Annotated in this window: 18 protein-coding genes; 7 read left to right on the top strand and 11 right to left on the bottom strand. The window is 73.5% G+C overall.

Annotated features, from left to right (window positions below):
• Positions 1–11 precede the first annotated feature (11 nt).
• The 5 genes from K7787_RS04535 to K7787_RS04515 form a co-directional block, all read right to left on the bottom strand.
• On the bottom strand, positions 12–2,771 hold the full coding sequence (locus K7787_RS04535) for a SpoIIE family protein phosphatase (protein WP_223000569.1): 2,760 nt from the start codon (positions 2,769–2,771) through the stop codon (positions 12–14).
• A gap of 367 nt (positions 2,772–3,138) precedes the next feature.
• Positions 3,139–3,585: an ATP-binding protein gene (locus tag K7787_RS04530; RefSeq protein WP_223000634.1), complete on the bottom strand. Its 447-nt coding sequence runs from the start codon at positions 3,583–3,585 to the stop codon at positions 3,139–3,141.
• 365 nt (positions 3,586–3,950) lie between these two features.
• Positions 3,951–4,382, bottom strand: a complete 432-nt coding sequence (locus K7787_RS04525) for a (deoxy)nucleoside triphosphate pyrophosphohydrolase (RefSeq protein WP_223000568.1) — start codon at positions 4,380–4,382, stop codon at positions 3,951–3,953.
• A 466-nt stretch (positions 4,383–4,848) separates the two neighbouring features.
• The gene (locus K7787_RS04520) at positions 4,849–5,046 is read right to left on the bottom strand and encodes an SPOR domain-containing protein (protein WP_009190420.1); all 198 of its coding nucleotides are present in this window, start codon (positions 5,044–5,046) and stop codon (positions 4,849–4,851) included.
• Between the two features lie 475 nt (positions 5,047–5,521).
• Positions 5,522–6,274, bottom strand: a complete 753-nt coding sequence (locus tag K7787_RS04515; protein WP_009190419.1) for a GntR family transcriptional regulator — start codon at positions 6,272–6,274, stop codon at positions 5,522–5,524.
• 352 nt (positions 6,275–6,626) lie between these two features.
• On the opposite strand from K7787_RS04515, the gene K7787_RS04510 reads away from it, so the two are divergent.
• Positions 6,627–7,733, top strand: a complete 1,107-nt coding sequence (locus K7787_RS04510; protein WP_009190418.1) for a pyridoxal-phosphate dependent enzyme — start codon at positions 6,627–6,629, stop codon at positions 7,731–7,733.
• Between the two features lie 28 nt (positions 7,734–7,761).
• Here the strand turns inward: K7787_RS04510 and K7787_RS04505 are convergent, their stop codons facing one another.
• The 6 genes from K7787_RS04505 to K7787_RS04480 form a co-directional block, all read right to left on the bottom strand.
• Positions 7,762–8,310 carry a GNAT family N-acetyltransferase gene (locus K7787_RS04505; protein WP_223000567.1) on the bottom strand — a complete coding sequence of 183 codons (549 nt, stop codon included), beginning with the start codon at positions 8,308–8,310 and terminating at the stop codon, positions 7,762–7,764.
• Between the two features lie 427 nt (positions 8,311–8,737).
• A complete protein-coding gene (locus tag K7787_RS04500) occupies positions 8,738–9,508 on the bottom strand; it encodes a DUF4232 domain-containing protein (RefSeq protein WP_223000566.1) in 771 nt (256 codons plus the stop codon).
• A gap of 152 nt (positions 9,509–9,660) precedes the next feature.
• Positions 9,661–12,333, bottom strand: a complete 2,673-nt coding sequence (locus tag K7787_RS04495) for an AfsR/SARP family transcriptional regulator (RefSeq protein WP_223000565.1) — start codon at positions 12,331–12,333, stop codon at positions 9,661–9,663.
• A 280-nt stretch (positions 12,334–12,613) separates the two neighbouring features.
• Entirely contained in the window at positions 12,614–14,806 is a 2,193-nt protein-coding gene (locus K7787_RS04490) for a DEAD/DEAH box helicase (protein ID WP_223000564.1), read from the bottom strand.
• 100 nt (positions 14,807–14,906) lie between these two features.
• Positions 14,907–15,902, bottom strand: coding sequence for a UDP-glucose 4-epimerase GalE (gene galE / locus K7787_RS04485; RefSeq protein WP_223000563.1), 996 nt, complete (start codon positions 15,900–15,902; stop codon positions 14,907–14,909).
• A 308-nt stretch (positions 15,903–16,210) separates the two neighbouring features.
• Positions 16,211–17,629: an ATP-binding protein gene (locus K7787_RS04480; protein WP_223000562.1), complete on the bottom strand. Its 1,419-nt coding sequence runs from the start codon at positions 17,627–17,629 to the stop codon at positions 16,211–16,213.
• Positions 17,630–17,864: 235 nt separating this feature from the next.
• Between K7787_RS04480 and K7787_RS32045 the strand changes: the two genes are divergently transcribed.
• The 6 genes from K7787_RS32045 to K7787_RS04455 all read left to right on the top strand — a co-directional run bounded on the left by K7787_RS32045 (position 17,865) and on the right by K7787_RS04455 (position 20,268).
• Positions 17,865–18,080 (top strand): CPCC family cysteine-rich protein, encoded by a 216-nt coding sequence (locus K7787_RS32045; RefSeq protein WP_223000561.1) that lies wholly within the window; start codon positions 17,865–17,867, stop codon positions 18,078–18,080.
• Positions 18,081–18,112: 32 nt separating this feature from the next.
• Positions 18,113–18,457: a HEAT repeat domain-containing protein gene (locus tag K7787_RS31565; protein WP_247720539.1), complete on the top strand. Its 345-nt coding sequence runs from the start codon at positions 18,113–18,115 to the stop codon at positions 18,455–18,457.
• A gap of 159 nt (positions 18,458–18,616) precedes the next feature.
• Positions 18,617–18,838, top strand: coding sequence for a hypothetical protein (locus tag K7787_RS31560; protein ID WP_247720538.1), 222 nt, complete (start codon positions 18,617–18,619; stop codon positions 18,836–18,838).
• Between the two features lie 3 nt (positions 18,839–18,841).
• Complete coding sequence (locus K7787_RS04465; RefSeq protein WP_223000560.1) at positions 18,842–19,471, top strand: DUF6000 family protein; 630 nt, start codon at positions 18,842–18,844, stop codon at positions 19,469–19,471.
• Between the two features lie 271 nt (positions 19,472–19,742).
• Complete coding sequence (locus K7787_RS04460) at positions 19,743–20,012, top strand: type II toxin-antitoxin system Phd/YefM family antitoxin (protein ID WP_015578585.1); 270 nt, start codon at positions 19,743–19,745, stop codon at positions 20,010–20,012.
• Entirely contained in the window at positions 20,005–20,268 is a 264-nt protein-coding gene (locus K7787_RS04455) for a type II toxin-antitoxin system RelE family toxin (RefSeq protein WP_164392122.1), read from the top strand. Before K7787_RS04460 ends, K7787_RS04455 begins: the two co-directional genes overlap by 8 nt.
• Positions 20,269–20,498 lie beyond the last annotated feature (230 nt).

Here is a 20,498-nt window from a genome sequence, read left to right as displayed (position 1 = left end):
GGCGGCCCCGGTCAGAACAGGCTCAGCAACGCCTCCGCCGGGTCCATCAGCCCGTTGCCGCTGTCGGGCAGCGGGAGTTCGAACCACACCGTCTTGCCGCGCGGGGTGCGCCGCGAGCCCCAGGCGGCGCTGAGCAGGCCGACGAGCTGGAGCCCGCGCCCGCCCTCGTCGGTGTCGCGGGCGCGGCGGCGGCGCGGCTGCACCAGCCCGGAGTCCCACACCTCGCACACCAGCGTGCGGTCCAGCAGCAGCCGGAGGCGGATCTCGCCCTCGCCGTAGCGCAGGGCGTTGGTGACCAGTTCGCTGACCAGGAGTTCGGTGGTGTCCACCAGCGGCTCCAAGTCCCAGGCGAGCAGCTGGGAGCGGGCGTACTCGCGGGCGCGGCCGACGCTGCGGGGCTCGCGCGGCAGCGTCCAGTCGCCGACGGACTCGGCGGGCAGCCCCTGCACGCGGGCCATCAGCAGCGCGATGTCGTCCTCCCCGTGGTGGCTGCCGAGGGTGTTGAGGACGTGGTCGCACACGTCCTCCAGCGGCCGGTTCTGGTCGGCGAGCGCCCCGACGAACGCCTGCAGCCCCTCGTCCAGCGGATGGTCGCGGGACTCGACCAGGCCGTCGGTGTAGAGGGCGAGCAGCGCGCCCTCGGGGAGTTCGACCTCGACCTCCTCGAAGGGCTCGCCGCCGACGCCGAGCGGCATGCCGGGCGGCACGTCCAGCATCAGCGCGGACTCGCCGGGTTCGACCAGGACGGGCGGGAGGTGGCCGGCGTTGGCGAAGGTGCACCTGCGGGTGACGGAGTCGTAGACGGCGTAGATGCAGGTGGCGAGGTAGACCTCGGACAGGTCGGCCTCGCGGGGGCGGCGGGCCGCGCGGGTGGCCTGCTGGACCCCGCCGGGCGCTCCGAGGCCGCGGGCGATCTCGTCCAACTGGGAGAGCACTTCGGCCGGTTCGAGGTCGAGCAGGGCGAGGGTGCGGACGGCGGTGCGCAGTTCGCCCATCGCGACGGCGGCCCGCAGCCCGCGGCCCATCACGTCGCCGACGACCAACGCGGTGCGGTGGCCGGGCAGTTCGATGACGTCGAACCAGTCGCCGCCGACCTCGCTGGGGCGGCCGGTGGCGGCGTTGCCGGGCAGGTAGCGGCAGGCGATGTCGAGGCCGGAGGCCTCCGGGTCGCCGGGCGGGAGCAGGGACCGTTGCAGTATCAACGCCCGCTCGTGCTCGCGCCGGTAGAGGCGGGCGTTGTCGATGCAGACGGCCGCGCGGGCGGCGAGTTCCACGGCGAGGGCGCGGTCCCGGTCGCCGAACGGTTCGCTGCCCTTGGTCCGCGCGAACTGCGCTAGCCCCACGACCGTGTCGTGCGCGACCATCGGGACGGCGAGCGTGGACTGCACGAGGCCGCCCTCCTCGCCGGGCACGAGCTGCGGGCGGGCGGTGCGCAGGGCGTCCGCGCAGCGGGAGTTGAAGGAGAAGTGGTGGACGGCGCCGACCTCCACATGGGGGCCGGAGCCGGGCAGCGGCGCCCCGGAGACGGCGCTGGCGAAGGCCACGCGGCGCAGTTCGGCGCTGCCGTCGGCGAGTCCGGGCGGGGCCTCGTCGCCGGTCAGCAGGCCCTGGTAGAGATCGACGGTGGCCAGGTCGCAGAAGCCGGGGACCACCACGTCGAGCAGTTCCCGGGCGGTGGTCTCCAGGTCCAGGGAGTTGCCGATGCGGGCGCCGGCCTCGTTGAGCAGGGCGAGGTTGCGGCGGGCGGCGGCGGCCTCGCGGGCGGCGGCGCGGCGGGCGGTGATGTCGGTGCCGAGCCAGGCGATGCCGATGGGCCGGCCGGTGCCGCTGTGCACGCGGTAGAGGTTGATGGACCAGTGGCGGCGTTCGTCGGAGCCGGGCACGTGGCCGGTGACGTGCAGATCGGTGATGGAGTCGCCGGTCTTCAGGACCCGGCGCAGGATCGCCGTGACGCGTTCGGCCTCGGCGCGCGGCAGATAGTCGTGCACGCCCTTGCCGCGGTGGTCGTCGGGGGTGCCGCCGAAGATGGAGGCGAACCGCTGGTTGGCGCGGCGGATCCGGAGGTCGGGGTCCAGCAGCAGGAACCCGAACGGGGATTGGCCGAAAATCGCCTGCGAGGCGGCGAGGTCGGTCTCGATGCTGCGCAGGGTGCGGACGTCCACGACGATGCAGACGGCGGCCTTGTCGCCCTCCGCGGTGCGGGTGGGCATGACGTACACCTCGGCGAGCCCGCGCACGACGCGGGGGCCCGGGCGACGGCGGTCGTCGCCCGTACCGGACCGGCCGGGGTCCGTGCCGGTGCGGTCGAGGGCGGTGCCGGTGCGGTCGAGGTCCGTGCCCGCGGGGGCGTGGGCCGCCCCGCCGTGGCCGTGGTCGCCGTAGTCGCCGGGCGCGCGGTCCGGCGGGACCGGCAGGCGGAAGGGGACCACGCCGGTCCACTCCCGTCCGTCGAGGATCTCGGCCATCTTCCGCTGGCCCTGTTCGCGCAGATCGGAGTCGATGAACGCGTCGATGGGGTCCATGCCGACGGCCCGCTCGGCGGGAATGCCGAACAACTGCTCGGCGCGCAGGCTCCACTGGTCGACGTGGCCGTCGGGGCCGATGGAGAACGAGGCGACCTTTATGTAGTCGTAGATGGAGCCGGGCGGGTTGCTCTGCCACATCGCGTCCACGGGCGGCGCCCCTTCGGCGGAGCCCTCACCCGTGGACCTCGTCATCGCGCCGTCCGACGGGTCCTCGGACTCCGTGGCCTTCGCTGGTATCTCGCTCACGCGAACCGTCCCCTCCAGCTCACCGCATCCGGCACCGGTCACCGGAGGCGGCTGCCCGCAGTATCCAGCACTACGGCGCCGCGCGACACGGTGTTCACGATCACAGGACCATCCCGATGTGTTTCGGTCCGGCCTGCGACAACACACCAGTCTTCTAACCAGGCGACACCCCCTCGAACCCCGTGACGGCCAATCGTCGTCGCCGACCGTCACCGGCGGCGGCTCCGGGCGGCCGGCGGGCGGGGCCGGTCGCGGGCCGGTCATGGACCGGTCCCGGCCGTACGCGGCCGTACGCGGCCGGATTCCCGGCGGGCGGCAACAGTCATCACGGACCGTCACGTACGGCCGCCGGACACGGCGGGCAACCTCACTTGTGGCCGTCGGGCACGGCGGGGACCGCCAGTTCGAACCAGACCGTCTTGCCGGCCGCGGCGGGACGGGTGCCCCAGCGGCGGGAGGAGGACGCCACCAGTTGCAGACCGCGTCCGCTCTCGTCGTCGGGGCGGGCGGGGCGTTCGCGGGGCGGGTCGGGCAGCGGATCGGAGACCTCGACCAGCAGCACGTCCGGCAGTCCGGTGGGCCGGATCAGGCGCAGGCCGATCGGTCCGCGCGCGTGCCGCAGGGAGTTGGTGACCAGTTCGCTCACCAGCAGGACGGCGGTGTCGCCGACACTGTCCAGCTCCCAGGTCCGCAACTGGCCCCGGACGGCCGCACGCGCCGTGCGCACCGCGCCGGGGTCCGCGGGAAACGTCCACTCGGCGCAGTCGCCTTCGGTGTCGATCACGCCGATCACTTCCCAGACCAGGGAGCCCATCACATACCGTTTCATACGATTAATGGGCACATACCCGGTATACGTCACGCAGTACCGTCCCGCACCGTCCCTCTCACGCCTGCGATGGCCCGCTGTGCTGCGAACGGCGCACAGGGGCGCGGGGAGGCACCGGCGGGACGCGGACGCCGACAGTGCGCCGCGTACGCGCCGGAGCCCTCGGAGGTGACGGCGCGCCGGGACGGCGATCCGCTTCCCGGCGGTCGGCGCGCCGGGGCCGCGGTCCGCTTCGCGGCGGTCGGCTCTTTCGGGGGGGCGGCGATCCGGTCCTTCGGCTTCCCCGGTGGTGCGGGGTCCGGAGTGGTGCGGGGTCCGGCGGCCGACCGGCGGCCTGGCCGGCCGGCGGGTCAGGCGGTGCCGGGTGCGGCGGGCGGCGGGGTGGCCGGGAGGTGGGCGAGGGCGGCGCGTACCGCGGGGACGTCCTGGTCGAGCCAGGGGACGGTCCAGATCTCGTCCGGCGTCAGCCAGCGGAGTTCGTCGTGGTCCTGAAGGGCCTTCGGGGCGGCGGAGCCGGGGCGCAGGCACGCGGTCCAGACCCGGAGTTCGTAGGGCGGCCGCAGCGGCCAGCTGCCCGGCACCGGCTCGGCGACCTCGGCATCGACACCGAGTTCCTCGCGCAACTCGCGGACGAGCGCGTCCTCGGGCCGCTCCCCCGGCTCGACCTTGCCGCCGGGCAGTTCCCACCGGCCGGCCAGCTCAGGGGGCGCACTACGGCGCGCGGCCAGCAGACGCCCACCGTCGAAAAGGGCGCCCCCCACCACCACGATCGCTTCACTCATGCGCGGGAGCCTACGGGAGCCCGAAGCCACCCGACGCCGCCGACCACGTACGACCACCGGCCGACCGCGCCCGGCCGAAGCCCAGAGCACACACCGCCACGTCACCGCCCACGCACCGACGAAGCAGCGCGCACCGCCACCGCAACGCCGATCCGCGCACGACCGGCCACCGCCCCTGCCCGCCACCGGCCCGCACGAACCGGCACCCCGGGCAGACCGAACACCGACGACCCGACAGCCCGATGAACCGACAGCCCGATGAACCGAGAGACCGACGGCCCCGCGACACCCGCGAGCCGGGCGGCCGGTAAGCCGGACGGACCGGCAAGCCGGGGACCGGCCGCCCGCGCGACGCCCGTGCACCGGACAGCCGATGCGCCGAGCAGGCCGACGGGTCGAGGCCGACGGACCGGCGAGCCGCGAGGCCGATGGGCCCCGCGACCCGGCCGGGCCTGCGGCCCGGTCGTCAGCCGCTGCCGTCCATCCCGCCGCCGTTCTGCCCGACGCGCTCGACCCAGTACAGCTGCTTGTGGCCGCGGCTGTCGAGGCTGTCGGCGATCTCCTGGGCCTCCGCGCGGGTGGCGTACCTGCCCACGCGGTAGCGATTGCCGTTGTCGTCCTGACGGACGACGAGCCAGGGAAGAGTGATCGTGCTGTCGTTCATCCCGCCCCACTGCTCCTTCCCGCTCCCGTGCGCCTTCGCGCGCCGGAGCCAGCGCCCGCGACCGGCATCCGCCCCCTCTGTCGCGCCCCGCACGCCGAGGAAACCGCAGTCCGCATATGCCCGAGCCTACGCCCTACCTTCACGCAGCGAATACGGGTTTTCACAAAGAGGTAGGCAACCGGCCAGTAACCCAGGGGCGCACAGAGGCGAACGCGCCGCCCCTGGCGTGGGTGTGTGACGTACGGGACGTATCGCACCGGAGCGGGGCGACCTGCGAGAACGGCCGGAATCCAGCGCCCGGCACAGCCGCCCGGACGCCGCCGCGCGGGCGGAACCGCCGCCGGGGGGCGCGCACCCGCGCGCGCACCCCGGCGTCACACGGAAGCGGCGCGCCGCGCGAACCGAGACGCCCACCCCCGCGGCGCCCCACCCCGCGGCGCCCCGCCCCGCCCCGCGGCACGGCCGCTCGCCGCGGTTACTTCACGGGCAAGTGGTACGCCACCCGGTACCGGTCGGCGGGGATCACCACGTCCGCCGTCTCCACGGCGCGGCCGGAGGCGTAGAAGGTGCGCTGGACGACCAGGACGACATGGCCGGGGACGCCTCCGAGGGTGTGCAGTTCCTCGGCGAGGCCGGGGCGGGCGCCGACCTCCTCGGTGACGTTGTCCACGATGACGTCGATGGCGCGCATCCGCTCCACCACGCCCATGCCGCCCAACGGCCCCTCCTCGGGCAGCATCACGGGCGTGCGGCCGGTGAGGGCGAGGGGCTCCCAGGAGGTGGAGAGCATCATCGCCTCGCCCGCGTCCCGGTAGACGTACTTCGTGCACATCACGCGGTCGCCGGGCTTGATGCCGAGCCGCTCCGCGATGGCGCCGCTCGCCTCGGTCTGCGCGCTGCTGGACTCCCAGGTGCCGCGCGCCTCGGCCGCCGCCTGCTCCTGCCGGAACGGGGTGGCCCCGCCGACCGGGCGGAACCCGGAGCGGGCCACCCGGCGCGGCACGGGCCGCTCGCGCACATACGTCCCGGACCCGGAGCGGCCCTCGACCAGGCCCTCCGCCATCAGCACCTTGCGCGCCTCCAGCGCGACGGTGTCCGAGACGCCGTACTCCTCGCGGATCCTGGCCTGGGAGGGCAGGCGGGTGTGCGGCGGCAGCAGACCGTCGACGATCTTCTGGCGGAGATCACCCGCGACACGCAGATACGCCGGCTGCTCACCGAAAGTCACTGGCCACTCCCATCAGGTTCTACAGACAGCAACAGCCTGACAACCGTAGGTTGTAACTTGCAAGCGAAGGCCAGGGAATCACTCGATGTGATGACGTCTGCCGTCGGAGGGCTTTACCCAGGCGGTTTCTCCCCGCTATGACGGCCGTCACACCTCATCCCGCCGCCACCCCTCCGTCCCGTGGGTCCGGACGCCTCCGGCCCCCGCCCCGGCAGCCGGGACCTGAACTTCGCGTCCCGTGACCGATAACGATCGGTCGCCCGCGCCGCCCGCGCCGCACGAGCCTCCCCCGACGCCCCCGCCCCCGCCGTCGTCCCGGGACACACGCACCCCAGGGGCTTAACCTGCGCTCATGACCCCTCTGCCGGACCGCTACTGCCCGACCGACGGCGTCCGCATCCCCGGCGCCTCCCTGGCCTGGTGCTGCCCCTCCTGCCACGGACCCCTGGACCTCGACTTCTCGCCCACGCCGGCCCCGCTGAAGTCCCTCACCGGACGCGTGAACTCCCTGTGGCGGTACGCCGAGACGCTGCCGCTCGCGCCGCCCACGATCTCCCTCGGCGAGGGCCGCACCCCGCTGGTGCCGCTGACGGACGACATCTCGGCCAAGCTCGACTACCTGATGCCGACGCTGTCCTTCAAGGACCGCGGCGCGGTGCTGCTGGCCGAACTCGCGCTGCGCGCCGAACCCCGCCGGGTGGTCGCCGACAGCAGCGGCAACGCGGGCACGTCGGTGGCCGCGTACTGCGCCCGCGCGCGGCTGCCCTGCACGGTGTACGTCCCGTTCGGCACCTCGGCGAAGAAGCTGGAGCAGATCGAGGCGCACGGGGCGCGGGTGGAACTGGTCGACGGCGGCCGCGAGGCGGCCGGGGCCGCGGCCCGCCGGGCGGCGGACCAGCCCGGGACCTTCTACGCCTCGCACGTCTACAACCCGTACTTCCTGCACGGCACCAAGACCTACGTCCACGAGCTGTGGGAGGACCTCGGCGGCCGCCTGCCCGACGTCCTCGTGCTGCCGGTGGGCAACGGCACGCTGCTGCTCGGCGCGGCCCTGGCGGTCGCCGAACTGTACGGCGCCGGGCTGCTGGACCGGCGGCCGGCGCTGTGGGCGGTGCAGGCGGCGGCGGTCGCGCCGCTGGCCGAGGCCTTCGCGCAGGGCGCCGACGAACTCACCGGGACCACCCCCGTCGCCCCCACCCTCGCCGAGGGCATCGCCATCCCCCGCCCGCCCCGCGCCCGCCAGATCCTGCGCGCGGTCCGCGACTCGGGCGGCACGTTCCTGACCGTCACGGAGGACCAGATCCGCCACGCCCAACTGGACCTGGCCTCCCGCGGCCTGTTCGTGGAGTCCACCGGCGTCGCCTGCTGGGCCGCCGTACGAGAGGGCGCCCTGGCCGGAAAGTCAGCTGCGGTCCCCCTGTGCGGCGCCGGCCTCAAATCAGGCCTCGCGCACGCCTAGCACCGTGCACAGCTAGGTGATTCCCGGCTCAACCAGGCGGCGCGGCCGAGGTCCGTACGCCGAACCACTGCTCGGCGTCCCACTCCTCGAATCGTGCCGCCTCGGTGAACCCCAGCTTCGCCGCGAGGCGCATCGAGCGGTCGTTCGCGGCCTGGGTGCAGAGCACCACCGGTTCGCCGGGGAACGCGCCGGCGAACCAGCCGAGTGCCGCCGCGCACGCTTCGGCCGCGTACCCGTGCCCCCACGCCTGAGGCAGGAACATGTAGCTGAGCTCGGCCTCCCCGCTCTCCGGACGGATGTGGCCCGGACGCTCCGCGGCACGCCGGTCCAGGCCGACCGTGCCGATCATCGCTCCGTCGAGATCGATCACGAAGAGACCGGGGCGCCGCGCGGGCACCTCGGGAACCGTGCGTTCGAGTTCGTCGCGCGGCCGGGGCCCGCCGAGGTAGGCGCGGACCGCCGACGAGGCGAACAGCTCGATGAACACCGCACGGTCCCGGGCCCGGGACTCGCGGAGCACGAGCCGCTCGGTCCTGATCGGGGCGGGCGGCCAGGCGACGGGTCCGAGCTCGGTCATGGCGGGCAACCTAGCGCACGCCCTCAAGGGGGCGGGCAGTCCCGCTCAGTCTCCGAAGGCCGCGGCCCGGGTGTGGCTCTCCCAGGCGGTGATCTCTTCGCGAGTCTGGTCGAGGTGGGTGAGGAGCGCGGTGGCCGCGTCGTCGCCCAGGGGGAGGCGGCACGGCCGCTGGTGCGGGCGTACGCGCAGGCCTGCCGGCCGGTGGCGGAGGGCCGGTGAGGGGCGGCCGGTGAGGGGACCGGGCCGCGCACTCGGGCGAACACCCGGAGGGAAACCCAGGGAAGCACCCGGAGTAACCATCCGGGGGCGCCCGGAGACATACCCGGAGGGCCCCGCCGGTGGCCGGCGGGGCCCTCCCGTCCGCCTCGCGCCGTGACCGGCCGGGGGAGCCGGCCCGTACGCGAGGGGCGGTCGATGGACGGGGCGGTCAGAACTCGTCGGCCCCGTTGCGCAGTTCCGGCGTCCAGTAGCCGGTCTTGGCGACCGCCTCGTCGACCGCGAGGCCGCCGGCCGGGGCCTTCACGTCGACGCTGCCCTCGGCCGGGCCGTCGGGGGCGAAGAGGTTGACGGTGAACGAGGTGACGACCTTGTTGTCCTCGTGGACACCGCCGTTGGCGACCCGCACGTTCGCGTACGCCGGGTCGCCCGGCGCCAGGACGACCTGCACCGGGGGCTTGCTCTTGGCGACGGCCGGGATGTCCTTGGCGGTCTGGATGGGCCCGAAGGCGATCAGCGGGTACTGGAGCAGGCGGCAGGAGCGGCCGGAGATGTTCTTGGCGGTCAGCACCACGTGCTCGGTGGGCGTCTCGTCGGCCTTCTCCACCGTGATCCGCACATCGCCGTAGGCGCAGGCGGGGGCGGACGCGGAGGACTTGCCGGAACCGCCCGAGCCGCCCGCGGACGTGCCGCTGCCGCCGCCCGACGTGCCGCCCTTGTTCTTGGCCGCGGTCTGCGCGGCGGCCCCGCCCGTGCCCGAACCGGAGCCGTCGGAGCCGTCCGTGTTCGAGCCGTCCGTGTTCGAGCCGGCGTCGGTCTTCGAGGTGGCGTCGGGCTTGACGGCGGTGGCGGTCTGCGACGACGCGGCGGCGCCCTCGTCCTTCGTGCCGGTCCCGTCGCCGCCGCCGCACGCGGTCAGCCCCAGCGAGAGGGCGGCGACGGCCGCGGCGGCCAGGACGGTGTGCTTGCGGTGGTTGCGCATGGTGGTTCTCCCCCGTGACGGTGGTGAAGCGGTCGTTTCCGGCACCGTTCCTCGATGCCGGACACCAGCTTCCGCACCGGCGCTGCCGTCCCGCTTACGTACCGCTAACGCCCCGCTGCCACGCACCGCCAACGCCGCGCCGCCCCGTACCGTTAACGCCCCGCCGCCAGCCGGGACAGCAGCTCGGCCGCCCGCTGTGAGCCCTCGGTGAAACCGGCCGCCGCCGCGGCCCGGGTGGCCGACCTGAACTGGTCGGCGGCCTCCGTGACCCGCCCGAGCCCCGCCAGCGCCTCGCCCCGGACGATCTGCAGCTCGGCCCGGCCCACCGCGGCGTGCGGCGAGACGAGTTCGGCGGCGCGCGCGGTGTGCGCGAGGGCAGCCGCGTACCGGCCGGTGGTCAGGCAGTGCCGGGCCAGGTGCCCGAGGGTCAGCACCTGGGTCGCGGGGTGGCCGGTGCGGTCGGCGAGGGCCACCGCCCGCGACATCAGCTCCCCGGCCCGCCCCATCTCGCCCACGCCGTTGAGCACGGCGCCGAGGTTGACGTAGGCGATCGCCTCGCTGATCGTGTCGCCGGCGGCGGCAGCGAGTACGGGCGCCTGCTCCAGGTGGACCAGGGCCTCGGTGTCGCGGCCCTCCTCGTGCAGGATCCAGCCGAGCAGCGCCCGGGTGCGCGACTGCGCGTCCAGGTCGCCCACGAGTTCGGCCGAGGCGAGTCCGGCCTCCAGCAGCGGGGTCCAGCCATCGGTGATCCGCCACAGCATCAGCGGCCACTGCACCAGCGCCAGCCGCCAGGCCCGGTCGTGCAGGCCCAGGGCCGCCGCGGCGGCGACCGCGCCCTCCAGCGCGGCGCGCTCCGCCTCGTACCAGGCGAGGGCGGCGGCCCGGTCCTCGAACTCCGGTGTGGCGGCCGGGCGGTGGGCGTCGGCGGGCAGCGCGTAGCAGGGCTGGGAGCCGGGCTCGGCGGCCGCGTCGGCGGCGAGGCCGGTGTAGAGGTAGTGGTCGAGGAGGCGGCGCAGGCCCTCGGGGTCGGCCTGCGGGGCGAGGTGGCGCGCGTAGAGCCGGACCAGGTCGTGGGGCGTCCAGCGGCCGGGCACGGACTCGGTGAGCAGATGGGCGGCGGCGAGCCGGTCCAGGTCGGCGGAGGCCTGCGCGGGGGTGGTGCCGGCGAGGGCGCTCGCCGTGAACCGGTCCAGATCGGAGCCGGTGTGCAGGCCGAGCGCGCGGAACATCCGGGCGGCGGGCTCGGGCAGTTGCTGCACGGTCAGCCGCAACGCCGCCGATACGCCGGTGTCCTCGACGTTCAGCAGCGCCAACCGGCCCTGCTCGTCGGCGAGTTCGTGGCCCATCGCGGCCAGCGTCCACTGCGGGCGGCCGGCCAGACGGGCGGCGGTCACCCGCAGCGCGAGCGGCAGCCCGTCGCACAGCCCGGCCAGCCGCTCGGCGGCCTCCGGCTCGGCGGCGATCCGGTCCTCGCCCAGCACACTCGCGAGCAGCGCCGCCGAGTCGGCCGCCGGCAGATGCCCGAGCGGCACCGGGCGGGCGGCGTCGGAGGCGACGAGCCCGCCGAGCCGGTCCCGGCTGGTGACCAGCGTGGCGCAGTGGTCGCCGCCGGGCAGCAGCGGGCGTACCTGCTCGGAGGAGCGGGCGTTGTCGAGGACGACGAGCAGCCGCCGCCCCTCGGTCAGCGTCCGGAACAGCGCCCCGCGCGCGGCGGCGGTCTCCGGGACGCGCTGCGCGGGCACGCCGAGCGCGAGCAGGAACTCCCGCAGCACGGTCCCGGCATCGGGCGCCGGGGTGTCGCTGAAGCCGCGCAGATCGGCGAAGAGGCGTCCGTCGGGGAAGCCGGCGCGCCGCCGGTATGCCCAGTGCAGGACGAACGCGGTCTTGCCGACGCCGGCCGGCCCGGTGACCAGGCAGACGGGCGCGTCGCCGCCGTCCACGGCCGCGTCGAGCGCGGCGAGTTCGGCCCGCCGCCCGGTGAAGCCGCGCGGCGGGCGCGGCAGCAGCTCCGCTACGGGGGGTGCCTCGGCGGGCGGCGGGGCGGACGCCGTCACGGGCTCGGCGGCTTCGGCGGGCTCGACCGGCTCGGCGGCCCTGAGCAGCGTGGCGTACGCGTCGGTCAGCGCCTCGCCCGGGTCGACGCCGAGTTCGTCGGAGAGCAGGCGGCGGGTGCGGTGGTACCAGTTGAGGGCGTCCGACTGCCGACCCGAGCGGCCCAGCGCCAGCATCAGCGCGGCGGCCAGGGACTCGCGCAGGGGGTGCGCGACGGCCTCGGTGCGCAGCACGGCGGCGGCCCGGCCGTGCTCGCCGAGCTGCCCGTACGCCTCGGCCAGCGCCTCCACGGCCGACAGCCGCAGATCCTCCAGCCCGGCGGCGGCCGCCTCCAGCGGGCCGCTGCGCACGGTCCCGGTGAGCGCGGGCCCCTGCCAGCAGGCCAGCGCCTCGCGCAGCATCCGTACGGTGTCGGCGGGCTGCCGCTGCACCCGGGCGAGCCCGACCAGTTCCTCGAACCGGTGCGCGTCCACCAGCGACTCGGGCAGCTGGAGTTCGTACGCTGCCCCGTGCGTGGCCAGCTCGATGCCGTACTCCCGCGCACCGTGCGCGGCGAGCAGGGCGCGCAGCCGGGAGACGTGGCCCTGGACGACCGTCTTGAAGTGGAGGGGCGGTTCCTGCTCCCACAGGGCCTCGGTGAGCCGGTCGACGCTGACCGGGGTGTTGGGCCGCAGCAGCAGCACGGCCAGCAGCGTCGCCCGTTTGACGGGACCGAGCGGAACGTCGCCGCTCTCCGTGACCACGGCCACGGACCCGAGCAACCGGAACTCCACGTCCTGCCTCCCCGATGAGCGTCCCAGTCCCGACCTGAGGATACGCGGAGTAATCGCCGCCCGGCTCACCCGCTCGCCGGGTTGGCGTGAGAGCGACGGTGGGGTGGCGTCGGTCGGGGGGTGAGGGAGGGGGATTGCGGGGTGCGGTCACCCGGGTGGCGCAAGAGGGGGTGGGGCGCCGTCACTCGCCCGGCGTCCGGGGAGGGCAGTCATTCGGTGGACGCCAGGGGAGTCATTCGGTGGATGCGAGGACAGTCATTCGGTGGACGCGAGAGGGCAGTCATTCGGTGGATGCGAGGGCGCCCTCGGCGTCGCCCGACGCGTCCGTCACGCCCAGGCGCTCCTGCTCCTCCTCGACGATCCGGCGGGCGAGTTCGAGGTCGGACACGTCGACCGCGTCGGGGCTGGCCTCGGCGACGGCGCTGCGGCGGGCGTAGGCGTCGAACAACCGGGACTTGCGCTCCAGCAGCCGCACCAGACGCTCGTCCACGCCCCCGGTCGCCAGGAGGCGGTGCACGCGGACCGGCCTGATCTGGCCCATCCGGTGGGCGCGGGCGACCGCCTGATGCTCAGCGGTCGGCTTGACCTGCGGCTCGCACAGGACGACGACGGAGGCGGCCTGGAGGTTGAGCCCGACACCGGCGGCCTGGATCTGCGCCAGCAGCACGGCGGGGCCGCGTACGCCGCCGAAGTCGTCGACGATCCGCTGCCGCCGGGCGGCGGGGACGGCCCCGGTGAGGGGACCGAACACGGGGACGCGGTCACCGGGAGCCGGCGCGAGCGCCTCCCCCACCACCCCCAGGACGTCCTTGAAGTGGGAGAAGACCACCGTCTTCCGGCCGTTCTCGGCGGCCTCGCGGACGATCTCCCGCAGCCGGTCCAGCTTGGCCGACTTCTCGGGCCGCGCGTACGCCGCCCGCCGCATCGCCATGAAGTTCCCGGCGCGCACGGCCTCCCGGTACGCCTCCTCGTCCGAGGCGCTCAGCTCCTCCCACTCGTCGGTGTGCTGGAGACTCGGGAGTTCGGTGAGCACGTCCTGCTGGTTGCGCCGCAGATAGACGGGGGCGACGGCCTTGCGGAAGGCGACGGAGCCGACGACCGCGTCCCGCTCCCCGAGGGAGTCCGCGAGCGTCGCGTCGATCATCCGGACCAGGTTGCGGAACTCGGCGACCCGGTTCTCCATGGGGGTGCCGGTGAGGAAGAGGCAGCGTTCGCACCGACCCGCCCACAGGGCGACGGCCTGGGACCGCTTGGCGGCGGGGTTCTTCACGGAGTGCGCCTCGTCCACGACGAGCAGGGCGGTCTCGCCGTCGTCCGGGGCCGGGAGTCCGCGCAGCGCGTCGAAGGTGGTCACCGCGACCCCGCCGCGTTCGCGCCAGTCGGCGTACGCCTCGTGCCGGCCGGGGCCGTGCAGCGGTACGACGCCGAGGGTGCTGCGGGACTCGACCTCGCGGGTCCAGTTGACGAGGACGCTCGCGGGACAGACGACGAGGAAGCGGCTGTGCCCCTCGGCGGCGAGGTGGGCGAGCACGGCGATGGCCTGGACGGTCTTGCCGAGGCCCATCTCGTCGCCGAGGATCACCTTGCGCCGGGCGAGGGCGAAGCGCGCGCCGAAGGCCTGGTAGCCGCGCAGGGAGACCCGGCGGTGCGTGTCGTCCAGGCGCTGGGTCCGCACCCGCTCGGCGATCTCGTCGGGCAGGAACCCCTCGGCGGCGGCCGTGTCGGGCGGGTGCCCGGAGATCTCGGCGAGCAGGCCGTAGTAGTCGGCGGAGCGGAGTTCGAAGTCCACCCAGGCCGCGAGGTCGGACGGGGCTCCGCGCAGCAGATCGACGGAGGCCTGCGCGAACAGCTCGGGCAGACCGGCCCGTTCGGCCTCCTCGACCAGCGAACGGACCTCGGCGACCGCCGCGAGGGCGCGCGCCTTCTTCTCACGGCCGGTCAGCAGCAGCCGGAGGCGCCCGGCGGCGGGCCGGGCGTCGGCGAGCAAGGGGGCGAGCCGCTGCGCCAGGCCGGTGGCCTTGGCGACGGCGCGCTGGGCGTCCGGGCCGGCCTCGACGAGCACGTGCAGGGCCGCGACCAGGGCGGTGGTGCGCAGTTCGGGCCGGTCCACGTCCAGGTGGACGGCCGCGGTCTCGTGCACGGCCTCGGAGATCCGGCGGGCGGCGGCGAGGATCTGGCCGACGGTGCGCTCTCCGACGCCGGGTATCTGCCGCAGCCGGTAGGGCCCGGCGTCGAGGACCTGGGCGACCGTGCGCAGCCCGCTCTTCTCGACGCTCCCGAGGCGCAGCCGCCCCTCGGTGACGTCCTGGAGCCGGCCGACGGGGATGGCGTCGAGTTCGCGCCGCACCACGGCGTCCCGCAGCGGCTCCAGCGCGGCGCGCACGGCTTCGACGGCCCGCGCGTGATCGGCGACGACACCGCGCGCGGCCTCCTCCAGCCGCGCCGCACGCCCCAGCCACTCCCGCGCCACCAAGCCCCCTCCTCACCCTCCCCCCAATAGTCCCATCCCCCAGCCCCCAGTCCCCAGCCCTCAGCCCCTTGTCCTCAGCCCCCAGTCCCCCGGTCCTCAGTCCTCAGTCCTTCAGCATGGCGTCGCGCACGGGGAGCCAGTCGAGCGCGGAGCGGATGCCGTCCTCCAGGGACAGCTTCGGCGTCCACCCGAGCAGCTTCTCGGCCCGGTCGCCGACGGTGTACCCGCCGGCGACGTCACCGGGACGGGCCTCGGCGTCGACGGTGACCAGCGGGGTGCTCACGACGTTGTCGAACGCCGCGCACAACTCGCGCACGGTGGTGCCGGACCCGGTGCCGAGATTGATGGCGAGCGACGGCCGGGCCGGGGTGAGGATGTCGTCGAACCGTTCGATCGCCGCGATGTGCGCGGCGGCGAGGTCCCAGACGTGGACGTAGTCGCGGATGCCGGTGCCGTCGCGGGTCGGATAGCCGACCCCGGTGACGGGGAAGGGCGTGCCCGCCTCATGGGCCCGGATCAGCATGCCGAGCGCGTGGGTGGGGCGCTTGAGCTGAAGGCCGGTCCGCAACTGCGGGTCGGCGCCGATGGGATTGAAGTACCGCAGCGACAGCACCCGCAGCTGCCCGGCCGCGGCGATGTCGGCGAACATCTCCTCGCACACCGCCTTGGTCCGCGCATACGGACTCTGCGGCGCGAGCGGCGATTCCTCGGTGACGGCGGAGCCGTCCTCGGCCCGGTAGGCGGCCGCCGAACTGCTGAAGACGAGCCGGTCGCAGCCGTTGCGCCGCAGATGCCGCACGAACTCCAGGCTCTTGACGACGTTCGCCTCGTAGTAGCCGACCGGGTCCGCCACGGACTCCGGCACCACGATCAGCGCCGCGCAGTGCACCACGGCGGAGATGTCAGGATGCTCGGCGAAGATCCGGTCGACCACTTCCCCGTCGGCGATGTCCCCCCGGTAGAAGACCCGCCCCTCGACGAACTCGGCCCGCCCCCGGGCGAGGTTGTCGAGAATCACGGGAGTGATCCCGGCATCCAGACAAGCGGAAGCCACGGTACTCCCGATATACCCGGCACCCCCGGCGATCAGAACAGCCATACGCCTTCTCTCCCATCCCGATCAGAACCCCGACGGCCACTGCCCCGCCCCGACGACTGACACGGGGTGGCGGCAAGGCTAACGAACGGACGGTGGGGGCAGGGTGAGGACGCGGTGGGCGATCGGGCAGGAAGCGGGCACGGTGGACGAGTAACCGTAACCGGTGCTCGTCCAGTGTGTGATGCGGACTCCGTAACCGCGGCTGGTGGGAGACGAGAGAGGACGACGAGGACGGAAGCTGATCCGGTGGGCGGCACGACCTGGGTCATGCCGCCCGCGCCGCGTTCCTCCGGGCCCTCCCTCCGCGCTCACAGTGACCAGGCGGCCAGCAGATCGACGGGACCGTAGGCGGCGTCGAGCCCCGAGCACTCGACTCCGCTGCGCGAGACCGCCACGACGGGGACGGGTTCGCCGGTGAGAGCGGCACGGTGGCGGTGGAGAGCCGCCAGATCGTGCCGGTCGAAGGGCGCCTGTTCCAGCCACTTGACGGAGCCGACGAAGAACAGTTCCTTGGCGATGGGGGCGCGGTCCGCTCCGACGATGTCGATCTCGACGTCGTTGGTGCGGGTCCAGTAGCCGCCCACCGCCGGGGCCGCGGGCAGCCTGCCGTCGGGCAGGATCCGCGCCAGGGCCTCGCGGACCAGGGGCTCGACGGCCCGGCCGCGCCAGCTGGTCCAGTTCTCCCGGATACGCGCCAGGGTCAGATCGCCGCGCCCCCGCTCGATCTCCTCCATGGACGGGCCCAGCAGATGCAGCCAGAACCGCAGGTAGGGATCTGCCACCCGATAGCGGCGATCCTTCGACGGGCGCAGCGACACGGGCAGCTCCGCGGCGACGATCCGCTTGTCCGTGAGCAGCTCCAGCGCTCGCTGCAACGGCGTGGCCCCGATCCCGCCGGCCGCCCTGGCGATGTTGGTGAAGGTGCGCTCGCCACTACCGATGGCGGCCAGCACCGTGCGCGCCTGCGCCTGCGGGGGGAATTCGGCGGCCAACGAGCGCTCGGCCGACACCAGCAGGGCCGAGACCGGATCGCTCAGCGCCTCACCCAGGAAATCCCACAGCCCCGCTCCGCGCGGCCACTCCGCGCAGATCAGCGGCAGCCCACCGGTCACCAGAGCGGCGTCGAAGGCTTCCGCCGGACCCAGCCCGAGCATCCGCCCGACCTCGGCGGGGTTGAGGGGTCCCAGCACCATCTCCCGACCACGCTGGTGGAAGGGCCGTCCGTAGCTGTTCAGTGCCTCCATCATCGACAGATCGGAGCCGATGAGGACCAGGAGCACCGGCTTGGTCTCCAGCACCCGGTTCCAGGCACGTTGCAGCACACCCTCGAAGGCGCCGTCGGCATCCATCAGGTACGGCACTTCGTCGACGACCAGCACGCTCGCCCGGTCGGCGGGCAGCGCCGCGGCCAGGACGTCGAACGCGGCGTCCCAGCTCTCCGGCCGCGCGGCGGCCACCAGCCCCGCCAACGGCAGCGTCGACGTCTGGGCGTCCCGGGCAAGCCGCGCGAGATCGTCCCGGGGAGACGCGCCGGTCGCCGCGTAGAACAAGAACGGGGCCCCGGAACGCTCCGCGAACCGCTCGACCAGCCGCGACTTGCCCACCCGCCGCCGCCCACGCAACATCACGCACCGGCCGGGCCGTTCTCCGCCGACCCCCGCCGCCACCTTTCGCAGCTCACGCTCGAGTGTCGCCAGCTCCTGCCGACGGCCCACAAAGTCGACCACACCTACCTCCGCATTACTAACGTCGAAGTTAGTAACATCGAGATTAGCAGGCGTCTCGTATCGGTGTGCCGATCGTGGCCCCTACTCAACCCAGACGAGGCTTCCACGTCGGCCTGTGTTGACTCCCTCCCGACGGCCGATCACGGGTGTCCCGCGGACTGGCTGCGGACTGGCCGGGGGCTTCGAGGGGCGAAAGCCCTGGCGTGCCCGTGAGGCTTGCGAGGAGACTGTGCAGGTGAGCGACTCCTGCCCCCGTCCGTGCTGCGGGCACCGCGTGCTGGAGGACGCGTTGCCCGGCGCGTACGGGATCTGCCCCCTCTGCTTCCGGGAGAACGACGGGGTCCCGTCCCGCCGGCCCACCAGGGCCGGCGGGACGAACAAGGTCTCCTTCGAGGACTGGGCGGCCGAGAACCGCTCCCTGTGCCCCGCCGACCGCTCGGTGCTCTGCTGATGGCTGCCCACCTTCTGGCGGCGCGACCACCAGTGACCGCTCGCCTCGAGAGACTCGTCCAGCAGCTCGACGACTCGTCCGGCCCGTCGTACGACGCCCGCGCGGAACTGATCGGCATCGGCTCCGAGGCCGTCCCCGCCCTCGTCGACGGCCTGCCCTCCCTCGGCGGCTTCGGTCAGCTGACCGCCATCGCGGTCTTCGAGGAGATGGGCGATCCCCGTTGCGGTTCCGCTCTCATCGGCCTGCTGGGCAGCGACCACCCGACCGTCCGCGAATGGGCGGCCATGGCCCTGGCGAGCCTGGAGACCGACGGCGCCACCGGGCCCCTGCACCGCGCCCACCGCGCCTGCCTGGAACACGCGACCCCACCGGACTAGTCCGTCGGCATCCGCTGGGCGCTGACCGCACTCGGCGCACGCACCCCCGTCGTACCGGCGCTCACCGCGCGCCTACGAGCCGCCACCGCGGACGACGCCCCAGGCTGGCCCTCGGCCCATTTCACCGAGGTCATCAACGACCTCGCCCACCACGCCCAGGTGATCCTCTACTCCCAGTTCTGGCGCATGGACGCTGGCCGTACGTACGGCGCCTCCGGCCCCGGCCTGGACCGGGAACCCGACTGGACCGCGCCCTGGGAGCACATGGCCGAAGAGTCCCGCGCCTGGTCCCTCCTGGAAGCCTCCGAAGCCCCCGTCGGCGATGATGCCTTCGTCGCCCCCACTTGGATCGACCGCACCGACCTGCACCCGGAGAGGTGACCCATGCCGTCCCGGCACCCCGAGGAGATCGGCTGCGGCCATGTGGTCAAGAGGTACGTGACGCGGACGTACGCGGGCCTCCCGCGCTATCTCGTACTGAACGGCGGGCGCTTCCTGGGCCCCCGGTGGCGGCACACCACCCGCTTCACCCGACACCTGATCGATGACGCCGCCGCGATCACCGACGAGGAACTGGAAGCCCTCCTCGGCTACGAATGGCGCTCGCGCCTCACCGCGGCCTGGCTGATCGGCGTCCACCGCCGCGAACGGTTCCGGGCACGCATCGGCGACCTGCTCCTGGCCAGCGAGGTCTGCTATTCCGGCGGCGCCTACTGCTTCGCCCTGGCCCGCTTCAGCACCCATGCCGACGCCGAGATCCTCACCGCCTACCTCGACCGCTACCTCCCCCGCACCGACCTCCACTACGACCAGCCCGCCGCCCTCGGCGCCCTCCTCCGCCTCGACGCCCACCTCGGCACCCGCCACGCCGACCGCTTCACGGAGCCCGACGGCCTCTGGGACGAGTGGGTCAAGGGCGTGGAACGCCTCGGCTATCCCAGCTACTCCCCCGTGGAACAGCGCCGCTCGACGGACCTCCAGTGCGAGTTCGCCGACGGGTGGTCCCGCCCGTAGTCCCGTCAGGGCCGCGCACCGGTCGCCCGCGCGGACGACAAAGGCCGCCCGACCCGCTCTACCGCGGGTCGGACGGCCTTTCGCCGGACGTATCAGACGTTGAAGCGGAATCTGCGGCGCAGGGCTCCCACCTGCGTAAACGCAGTACTGGAAGTGGCTATCCAGCACCTATCCAGCACGGTGACAAGTCACCCAGCTCATCCGGCACGGCAAAACCCGCTCGACCTGGGACAGGTTGTGTACACATGGCACACTCGGTACGCTTGAGCGCATGACACAGCCACTGCCCATAGAGTCCATCCGCGACGTACGTGCGCACCTAGCCGAGGTCGTGGAGCGCGCCGATCGAGATGACATGCCCACCGTGATCACCCGACGGGGCAAGCAGATTGCCGCCGTCGTCTCCATCGAGGTGCTGCGCAAGTACCAGGAATGGGAAGAGCGCGAGATCAACCGGATCATCGACGAACGCATGGCCAACCCGGCACCCGGCATCCCGATCGAGGACATCATGAGGGAGACGCTGGCGCGCGGTGAGTGAATACCGAACCGTCTTCCGGCCAGAGGCACAGGCCGAGCTCCGGAAGATCCCTCGCGACATGGCCCTACGCATCCTGACCAAACTGACCGAACTGGAGCGCGACCCCCTCGGCTTCAACACCACCGCGCTCGTGTCACAGCCAGAACGCCGTCGACTGCGGGTCGGCGACTACCGGGTCGTCTACACGATCGACAAGGGAGAGCTTGTGGTGTGGGTCGTCCACGTCGGGCATCGCTCCACCGTTTACGACACCTGATTCGGCAGCGTCAGCCATTCCAGCGCCTTCAGCACTTCGCTGGACACATCCTTCTGCTCTCCAATTGCCGCGCCATCCCACAGCATGTGGAACCGAGCAACTTCAGGCTCGGGTTCCAGTGGCAATATCCTGAGCAAGAATCAGAACGACTAGTGCGAGGAAACTCCAGTCGGGGAGCACCGGATTTGAGAACAGGTCGTGCACACGCCCGTGACTACCGACCCCGTTCG

Origin of the sequence: Streptomyces sennicomposti (genome assembly GCF_019890635.1) — a bacterium.
Taxonomy (GTDB): Bacteria; Actinomycetota; Actinomycetes; order Streptomycetales; family Streptomycetaceae; genus Streptomyces; species Streptomyces sennicomposti.
This window is presented reverse-complemented; position numbering and strand designations above follow the sequence as displayed.